An 8184-nucleotide genomic window follows, 5' to 3' on the forward strand; every position below is an offset into this window, starting at 1 on the left:
GCGATATAGTTCTCGGCGATGTCGAAGCGTTTGTGCCAGTCCGACGCCTCGCCGAGCTGTTCGCGCAGCACGATGCCGTCAAAGCCCAGCGCATCGTCCAGCCCGACCATGCGGTCGCGCAGCTCGCTCATCGGCAGGCCGAAGAAGCGCCTGGCGCCAAGTGGCGTGAAATTGACCTGGATGCAGCAGGCGCCGCCGAAGGATTCGATCATGACCGGCCCCGCATAGAGGCCGGCGGCGAAGCTGGCGTAGCGGTCATTGTCGCCGGGCGTGTGGCCGAGCCCGATGGCGAAGGCCTCGGCGAAGCTGATCACCAGCGGCACAGTCAGCGAAGCATATTCGACGATGCGGAAATGACCGGGGCAGGTCTCGCGATAGCCGCAGATATCCGTGACGATCCCTGCGAGCGAGGCAGAGGGCTTGCGCCGCACCATCTCGAAATGGAGGGCGGGAGAGCGGTTATCCTGGCGATGACGCTCTGGCTCGTCGGACATGGCGCAAGCCTATCAGACCGCGTCCTCAAATCAAAAGCGCCCGGCAGGGCCGGGCGCTCCGAGTTGCCTGAGATTGCTGATTTACCTTGGCTCAGGCCCCGCGCATCAAACAGCCGGCGGCGAGCACGATATAGGCGATGAGCATGATCCAAACGGACGCGAGCGGAATGAACGCAAGCAGGCCAAAAGCGGCAAGAAGACCGATGATGGCGATGACCAACGAAATGATGAACACAAGCTGGGTGGGTGCACTGAGATTCATGCCTAGTCCCTCCAACATGATTCGCGCGCGCTTATTCTACCAGTGGTGCGGTCACTTACCAATTAGCTGGCGCAAGGGATTGTCCGGGTCGGCCAGCAGCTTCGCAGCTAGCGCCAGGCAGACGACCACGAGTAGCGGCTTGATCAGCCTGGCGCCGATGCGGATGGCAAGGCTGGCACCGACGCGGGCGCCGATGAACTGTGCTGCGCCCATCATCAGGCCGATCTTCCAATCGATGACGCCGACAGCGGCGAAGACGACGAAGCCGCCGATGTTGGAAGCGAAGTTGAGCAGCTTGGTATGCGCCGTCGCCTTGAGCACGCCGTAGCCGGCAAGCGTGACGAAGGCGAGCATGTAGAAGGAGCCGGCGCCGGGGCCGAAGACGCCGTCATAGAAGCCGACCAGCGGCGGGATGATCAGCCCGAACAGGAAAGGCGACAGCCGTTCGGCGCGGTCGACATCGTCCATATTCGGTTTCAGCGCGAAATAGAGCGCGATGGCGATCAGGAGCAGCGGCAGGATGGCGCGCAGGAAATCGCCGGGGACGACGGTCGCCAGCAAGGCGCCAACCGCGCCGCCGACAAGCGCCAGCAGCGCCGACGGCAGCTGGCGGCGCAGGTCGACCTGGCCGTTGGCGGCATAGTGGATGGTGGCCGAGCCGGAGCCGAACATGCCCTGCAGTTTGTTGGTGCCGAGGGCTGCGACCGGCGAAAAGCCGGCAAGCAGCAGCGCCGGGATCGTGATCAGCCCGCCGCCGCCGGCGATCGAGTCGACAAAGCCGGCGGCAAAGGCGGCTGCAACGAGGATAAGGACGGTCTGCAGGGTAAGATCGATCATTGAGGGAAAGGCACAGAGGAAGGAAGCCGCAGCTTCCATCACGCTCGCCCGTTTGCGCAAGAGAGATTCCAAGCTAACAATCAGACCAGACTCGCAAAGGGAGCTTGGTGGCGATGGCGCTGCTCGACCAGATACGTTCGATCTTCGACGGTGACCCCGGCGTGCGCAAAGTGGCGGACGATCCGGTGCTGTCGGCGGAACTGTTGATGCTTTTCCGCATGATCCTGGCTGACGGGTCGGTCTCGGAGAGCGAGATGGTCGTCTTCCGGCGCATCTGCAAGGAGGCCTTCGGCATCGCGGAGACCTCGATCGACAGCGTCATCGAATATCTCAACGATTTCGGCTACGAGACCAACGGCTCGCAGGCGATCGCGTTGTTCCACGGCCTCGATGTCGAGCGCCGGAAACTGCTTGCGCGCCATATGGCCGAGATCGCCAAGGCCGATGCCAAGCTGGCGGAGAGCGAGGTGAAGCTGCTGCGCCGCACCCTCGACCTGCTCGATATCAGCCCCGTCGATTTGGTGAAGCCGGAAAGCTGAACAGGCTGTTCGTCTACCCCTGTTCCTGCATTTTGCGCGCGATAGCGCGGTGGAGGTCGGGCGCCGCGGCGACCAGCGCTTGCGCGGCTTCCGAGCGCGGATGGTCGAGCACGTCGGCGGCCCGGCCGCGCTCGACGATCTTGCCTTCGTGCATGACCAGCACCTCGTCCGCCATGGCGCGGGCGACCGTCAGGTCGTGGGTGATGAAGAGGTAGGCGATGCCGAGCTTCTGGTTGAGCTCGGCGAAGAGGTCGAGGATCTGGGCGCGGATGGAGACGTCCAGCGCCGAGACCGGCTCGTCTGCGACCACCAGCTTCGGGCGGGTGATGATGGCGCGGGCGATCGACAGGCGCTGGCGCTGGCCGCCCGAGAACTCATGCGGATATTTGTCCATGTCGCGCGGGCCGAGCCCGACTTCGTGCAGCGCATTCGCGACCATCTCGCGACGCTCGGCCTTTGCCGGCTGCTTTTCCAGAAGATGCAGCGGCTCGGCCACCAGCTTTTCCACCTTCTGGCGCGGATCGAAGGAGCCGTAAGGATCCTGGAACACCACCTGCATGTCGCGCCGGGCCGGCCTCAGCGCCTGTTCCGGCTTGCCGGTGATGGCCTCGCCGCGAAAGCGGATCGTGCCCTCCGTCGGCTTGTCCAAGGCGAGGATCATGCGGGCAAGCGTGGACTTGCCGCAACCCGAGCGGCCGACCAGCGCCACCGATTGCGCAGGCTCGATGGTGAGCGAGACATCGTCGACGGCGCGAATCGGCTCTGTCGGCCGCAACAGCGATATGCGCCGCCCCGGATAGACCCGGCCGACGCCCTCGACGTCGAGCAAGGGCTTCGCCGACCCGGCAAGATGCGGTTTCGGCCGCGCCGGCACGTGCATGGAGGCCAGCGCCAGCTCGCGCGTGTAGGGATGCTGTTGCTCCGACAGCGTGCGCGCGGTTTCGCCGGCCTCCGTCACCTCGCCACGGCGCAGGATGGTCAGGCGATCGGCCATCTCGGTCACCACCGCCAGGTCGTGCGAGATGAGCAACAGGCCCATGCGGTTCTCACGCACGAGGTCACGCAGCAAGTCCAGGATCTGGGCCTGCAGCACCACGTCGAGCGCCGTCGTCGGCTCATCGGCGATCAGGAGCTTCGGTTTCAGCGCGCAGGCGATGGCTATGACAACGCGCTGGCGCTGGCCGCCCGACAGTTCGTGCGGATAGCGCGACAGCGGGAATTTGGCCTCCGGCAGCCCGACGCGGTCGAGGATTTTTCGTGTGCGCTCTTCCGCCTCGGCGCGGCCCGCCTTGGTGTGCCAGCGAATACCTTCGGCGACCTGCTCGCCGATGGTCTTGACCGGGTTGAGCGCCGTCATCGGCTCCTGGAAGACCATGCCGATATCGTCGCCGCGCAAGGCGCACATCTGGTCTTCGGTCGCGCCGAGGATGTCGATGCCGTCGAAGGCGACGCGGCCTTCGGCGCGCGCCAGATGCGGCAGCAACTGCATGATTGTCAGCGCCGTCATCGACTTGCCGGAGCCGGATTCGCCGACCAGACCGACCACCTCGCCGGGCGCGATGGCCAGGTCGACGCCTTTCAGGATCGGCGTGGCGCCGATCATCAGCGACAGGTTCTCGATCTCGAGCAGGCTCATCGGCGCCGCCGCGATTTCGGATCGAGGATGTCGGCGAGGCCATCGCCGAGCAGGTTCAGCCCAAGGACGGTGATGACGATCGCCATGCCGGGGAAGATTGCCATCCAGGGCGCGGTCACCATGCGCGTCTGCGCGTCGAACAGCATGCGGCCCCAACTCGGCATCGGCGGCTGGGCGCCGAGCCCGACATAGGAAAGCCCGGCCTCGGCAAGGATGCCCAGCGCGAACTGGATCGTGCCCTGGACCAGTAGCAGCGTCGCGATGTTGGGCAATATGTGCTCGATGCTGATCCGCGTCATGCCCTTGCCGGCGGCGCGCGCGGCAAGGATGAATTCGCGCGGCCAGATGGCCAGTGCGCCGGCCCGCGCCACGCGGGCGAAGACCGGGATGTTGAAGATGCCGATGGCGATGATGGCGTTGACGGCGCCCGGGCCGAAGATCGCTGTGATCATGATCGCCGAAAGCAGCGCCGGGAAGGCGAAGACCAGATCGTTGACGCGCATCAGCGCCTCGTCGGCCAGTCCGCCGCGCGCCGCGGCGAAGGCGCCGAGCGGCACGCCGATGCCCATGCCGATGCCGACCGCGACCAGCGCCACGGCGATCGAATTGCGGGCGCCGACCATGACCATCGACAGGATGTCGCGGCCGAAATGGTCGGTGCCGAACCAGTGCGCCCAGGAGGGTGGCTGCGTCTTGTCAGCGATCACCAGCCTGGTGACGTCGTACGGTGTCCAGACGAAGGAGAGGAGCGCGACGGCCACGACCAGCAGCGTGATGGCCAAGCCGATCAGGAAGGAGCGGTTGCCGAGGGCCTTGGCCAGCACGCCGGCTATGGTTTCCTCGGGCAGGTCGACGCGCATCGTCATTGCCGGCCCCTGAGACGCGGGTCGACGATGGCGTAGGAGAAATCGACGAGGAGGTTGATGAGGATCACGGCGGCGACCAGAAGCATGACGATGCTTTCGACCACGATCAGGTCGCGCTGGGTGATGGCCTGGAAGATCAGCCGGCCGAGGCCCGGCAAATAGAATACATTCTCTATGATGATGGTGCCGGCAAGCAGGAAGGCGAATTGCAGGCCGAGGATGGTGAGCACCGGGATCATGGCGTTGCGCAGCGCATGGCGCCAGAGCACGGCGCGATAGGGCAGGCCCTTGGCGCGGGCGGTGCGGATGTAGTCTTCGTTGAGCACTTCGATCAGCGCCGAACGGGCGACGCGCCCAAGGATCGCCGCCTGCGGCAGCGCCAGGGCCACGGCCGGCAGGATCAGGGATTTCAGCGCGGGCCAGATACCGGCGCTCCAGCCCGGAAAGCCGCCGGCCGGCACCAGATGCAGCCAGACGGCGAAGAGATAGATCAGCATCAGCGCGAACCAGAAATTCGGTACGGCGACGCCGAGCTGGGCCGCGCCCATGGCGAGCGTGTCGCCGGCACGGCCTTGGCGGCTGGCGGAGAATACGCCGACCGGAATGGCGATGATGGTCGAGAGCGCCAGCGCGATCAGCGCCAGCGGCAGGGAAACGGCAATGCGTTCGCGCACGAGATCGATGACAGGCACCGAATAGGTGTAGGAGCGGCCGAAATCGAGGCTGAGCAAGCCGCCCGCCCAGTGCAGGTAGCGCAGCAGCAGCGGGGCGTTCAGCCCCATCTGGTTGCGCAGCACCTCGACCTGGTCGGCGCTGGCATTGAGGCCCAGCATCAGACGCGCCGGATCGCCGGGCAGGATCTCCATGACCGCGAACACCACCATCGAGGCCAGCACCAGTGTGAGGGCCGCGATGATGAGGCGTTTCAGGAGATAGGCGGTCATGGGAGGCGATCGGGCGACCGCGCCGGGCTCAATCCGTCCACTTCACCTTGGTCAGATCATCCGCCTCGATAGGCCAGTTCGTCCACATGCCCTGCAGCTTAGCATCCCAGACGCCGATCTTCGGCAGCTCGAACAGGTAGACGGCGGGCACGTCGTGGGCGAGAATCTTCTGCGCCTCGCCCAGCAGTTCCAGCCTTTTGTCCTTGTCGACCGTGGTGCCGAGCTCCTTGATGACATCGTTGAACTTCGGATTGTCGTACTGGAAATAGTAGCCGGGCCGCGAATAGATATCGATGTCGTTTGGCTCGACATGGGAAACGATCGTCAGGTCGTAGTCCTTGTTGGTGAAGACCTGGCTCAGCCACTCCGCCCATTCGACCGGGATGATCTGCAGATTGACCCCGATCTCCTTCAGCTGGGACTGGATCACCTGGCCGCCGTCGCGTGCGTAGGGCACGGGCGGCAGCTTGATCGTGGCCGAAAAGCCGTTCTCCAGTCCCGCTTCCTTCAGATACGCCTTGGCCTTGGCGATGTCGTGCGGATAGACGCCGGTGAGATCGACATAGCCCGCGTCGCCTGGCGAAAAATGCGAGCCGATCGGCTTTCCAAGACCGTTCGAGGCGGCCGCGATGATGGCATTGCGATCGATCGCAGAGGCGAGCGCCTGGCGCACCGCGAGCTTGTCGAAGGGTGGCTTCTTGTTGTTGATCGACAGGATCGTCTCGCCCTCGGTCGCGCCGATCACGACGCTGAAGCGCGGATCGGACTGGACCTGCGCGAGCGCGTCCTGTGCGGGCATGTTGGCGAAAGCCTGGATGTCGCCCGAGAGCAATGCGGGGACGGCCGCGGCGGCGTCGGGCACGATACGGAATGTCGCCTTGTCGAGCGCGGCGGGCGTACCCCAGTAGTCCGGGTTCTTGACGAGCGCGATCTCGGAGCCTTTGGCCCAGTGATCGAGCTTGAATGGACCGGTGCCGATCGGCTTGTCCTTGTTGCCGTCGGCCGACCCCTTCGCCACGATCACCGCCGCAACCTGGCCCATGTCGTAGAGGAAACCGCCCTGCGGCCCGTCGAGAGTGACCTTGACGGTCGACGGATCGACCGCCGTGACATCGGTGATGTGCGCAAAAAGCTGCTTTTGCGGGTTGAGCGAATCCTTGGCGCGCGCCCGGTCCAGCGAGAATTTCACGTCATCGGCGCTGAAGGCCGAGCCATCGTGGAACTTCACGCCGGAATGCAGCTTGAACGTGTAGACCTTGCCGTCGTCGGAGACGCCCCAGCTCTCGGCGAGACCGGGTTGGACCTGGCCGTTGTCGTCGATGCGCGTCAGCCCTTCAAAGACGTTGGCATAGGTGACTTCGCCGATGGCCGCGGCCGCGCCGGCGGTCGGATCGAGATGCGGCGGCTCGAGCACGATCCCGAGCGTGAGATCGGTGCGCGCGGCAAAGGCCGACGTGGCGGCGGCAAGCGACAGCACAGCCGCGGCCAGGATGGTCTTCCACAGTTTCATCGCTGAACTCCCATTGCTCAAACGTGCTCAAGCTGGCGGATAGAAGCGTGATTTCGCTCGCGAGTAAATTGCGTTTCGTGCTGCCGGGCGGCGCCAGGCGGAATGTTTTTGCGTATCAGCCGGTCGTGCCGCGCAAGAGCACATTGAGGCCGATCGCCATCACCTTGGCCGATTCCACCATGTCGGCGATGCCCACCCATTCGTCCGGCCTATGCGCGAGGTCGAGAATGCCCGGGCCATAGGCGATGCAGTCATAGAGCTGGCCGAGGCGCGCGACGTGCTTCTGGTCATAGGTGCCGGGCGAGATCACATAGTCGGGCTCGCGGTCGAACACCTCCATGATGCCCTTGGCGACAGCCTTCACCACCGGCGCGTCGCGCTCGGTCATCAGCGGCAGCACTTCCATCAGGTCGCGGATCTCGTAGTCGAATTTCCTGCGCTCGCGCTTCAGGCGCTCGAGGATGCCGGTGACCTCGCCTTTCACGGTGGCGATGTCTTCTTCCAGCAGGAAGCGCCGGTCGATGGTGAGCCGGCAGGAATCCGGCACGTTGGGCGAGGGGAGGCCCGGCCGGAAATCCTCCGTCTGGCCGCCATGGATGGAATTGATGTTCATGGTCGAGCGCCGGGCACCTTCCGGCACCACCGGCATGCGCGTCATCTTGCGGTCGAGCGCCGGGAACAATTCCTCCTCGAAGGCCTGCAGGACGGCGCCCATATGGCGCACCGCATTGTCGCCAAGGAACGGCATCGAGCCATGCGCGATCTCGCCCTTGGTCTCGATCTCGGCCCACCAGACGCCGCGATGGCCAAGGCAGATGCGATCCTTGTTCAACGGCTCGGGGATGATGACGTGGTCGACCTTCGGCTTGGAGAAATAGCCGAGGCTGGCCAGATGGGCGACGCCGCCGAATCCGCCCGATTCCTCGTCCGCCGTGCCCGATATCTCGATGGCGCCGGGAAAGTCGGGATGGGTGCGCATGAAGGCTTCGACGGCGATGACCGAAGCGGCCAGGCCGCCCTTCATGTCGCAGGCGCCGCGGCCATAGACTCTGCCGTCCTTCACCACGCCGGCAAAGGGATCGACGGTCCAGCCGTC

At 65.1% G+C, this 8184-nt stretch carries 9 protein-coding genes; 1 reads left to right on the top strand and 8 read right to left on the bottom strand.

Going from position 1 to position 8184, the window contains the following annotated elements:
- The 3 genes from EOD07_RS13820 to EOD07_RS13830 form a co-directional block, all read right to left on the bottom strand.
- The coding region (locus tag EOD07_RS13820; RefSeq protein WP_348627760.1) for a DUF6597 domain-containing transcriptional factor at positions 1 to 494 on the bottom strand (494 nt) is incomplete at its 3' end.
- A 91-nt stretch (positions 495 to 585) separates the two neighbouring features.
- Complete coding sequence (locus EOD07_RS13825; protein WP_116390196.1) at positions 586 to 756, bottom strand: hypothetical protein; 171 nt, start codon at positions 754 to 756, stop codon at positions 586 to 588.
- Between the two features lie 51 nt (positions 757 to 807).
- The gene (locus EOD07_RS13830; protein ID WP_127235858.1) at positions 808 to 1593 is read right to left on the bottom strand and encodes a TSUP family transporter; all 786 of its coding nucleotides are present in this window, start codon (positions 1591 to 1593) and stop codon (positions 808 to 810) included.
- A gap of 107 nt (positions 1594 to 1700) precedes the next feature.
- Here EOD07_RS13830 and EOD07_RS13835 point away from each other — a divergent pair, with 107 nt between their 5' ends.
- Complete coding sequence (locus EOD07_RS13835; protein WP_127235859.1) at positions 1701 to 2132, top strand: TerB family tellurite resistance protein; 432 nt, start codon at positions 1701 to 1703, stop codon at positions 2130 to 2132.
- A 13-nt stretch (positions 2133 to 2145) separates the two neighbouring features.
- Here EOD07_RS13835 and EOD07_RS13840 read toward each other — a convergent pair whose 3' ends face one another.
- The 5 genes from EOD07_RS13840 to EOD07_RS13860 all read right to left on the bottom strand — a co-directional run.
- Positions 2146 to 3768, bottom strand: coding sequence for a dipeptide ABC transporter ATP-binding protein (locus tag EOD07_RS13840; protein ID WP_127235860.1), 1623 nt, complete (start codon positions 3766 to 3768; stop codon positions 2146 to 2148).
- Positions 3765 to 4634: an ABC transporter permease gene (locus EOD07_RS13845; protein WP_127235861.1), complete on the bottom strand. Its 870-nt coding sequence runs from the start codon at positions 4632 to 4634 to the stop codon at positions 3765 to 3767. Before EOD07_RS13845 ends, EOD07_RS13840 begins: the two co-directional genes overlap by 4 nt.
- Entirely contained in the window at positions 4631 to 5578 is a 948-nt protein-coding gene (locus EOD07_RS13850; RefSeq protein WP_127235862.1) for an ABC transporter permease, read from the bottom strand. The genes EOD07_RS13845 and EOD07_RS13850 overlap by 4 nt, the downstream gene beginning before the upstream one ends.
- Positions 5579 to 5606: 28 nt before the next feature.
- Positions 5607 to 7088, bottom strand: coding sequence for an ABC transporter substrate-binding protein (locus tag EOD07_RS13855; RefSeq protein WP_127235863.1), 1482 nt, complete (start codon positions 7086 to 7088; stop codon positions 5607 to 5609).
- A 115-nt stretch (positions 7089 to 7203) separates the two neighbouring features.
- Positions 7204 to 8184, bottom strand: a 981-nt coding sequence (locus EOD07_RS13860) for an acetylornithine deacetylase/succinyl-diaminopimelate desuccinylase family protein (RefSeq protein WP_127235864.1), incomplete at its 5' end; no start/stop codon positions are given.

Source organism: Mesorhizobium sp. M2C.T.Ca.TU.002.02.1.1, from assembly GCF_003997225.1.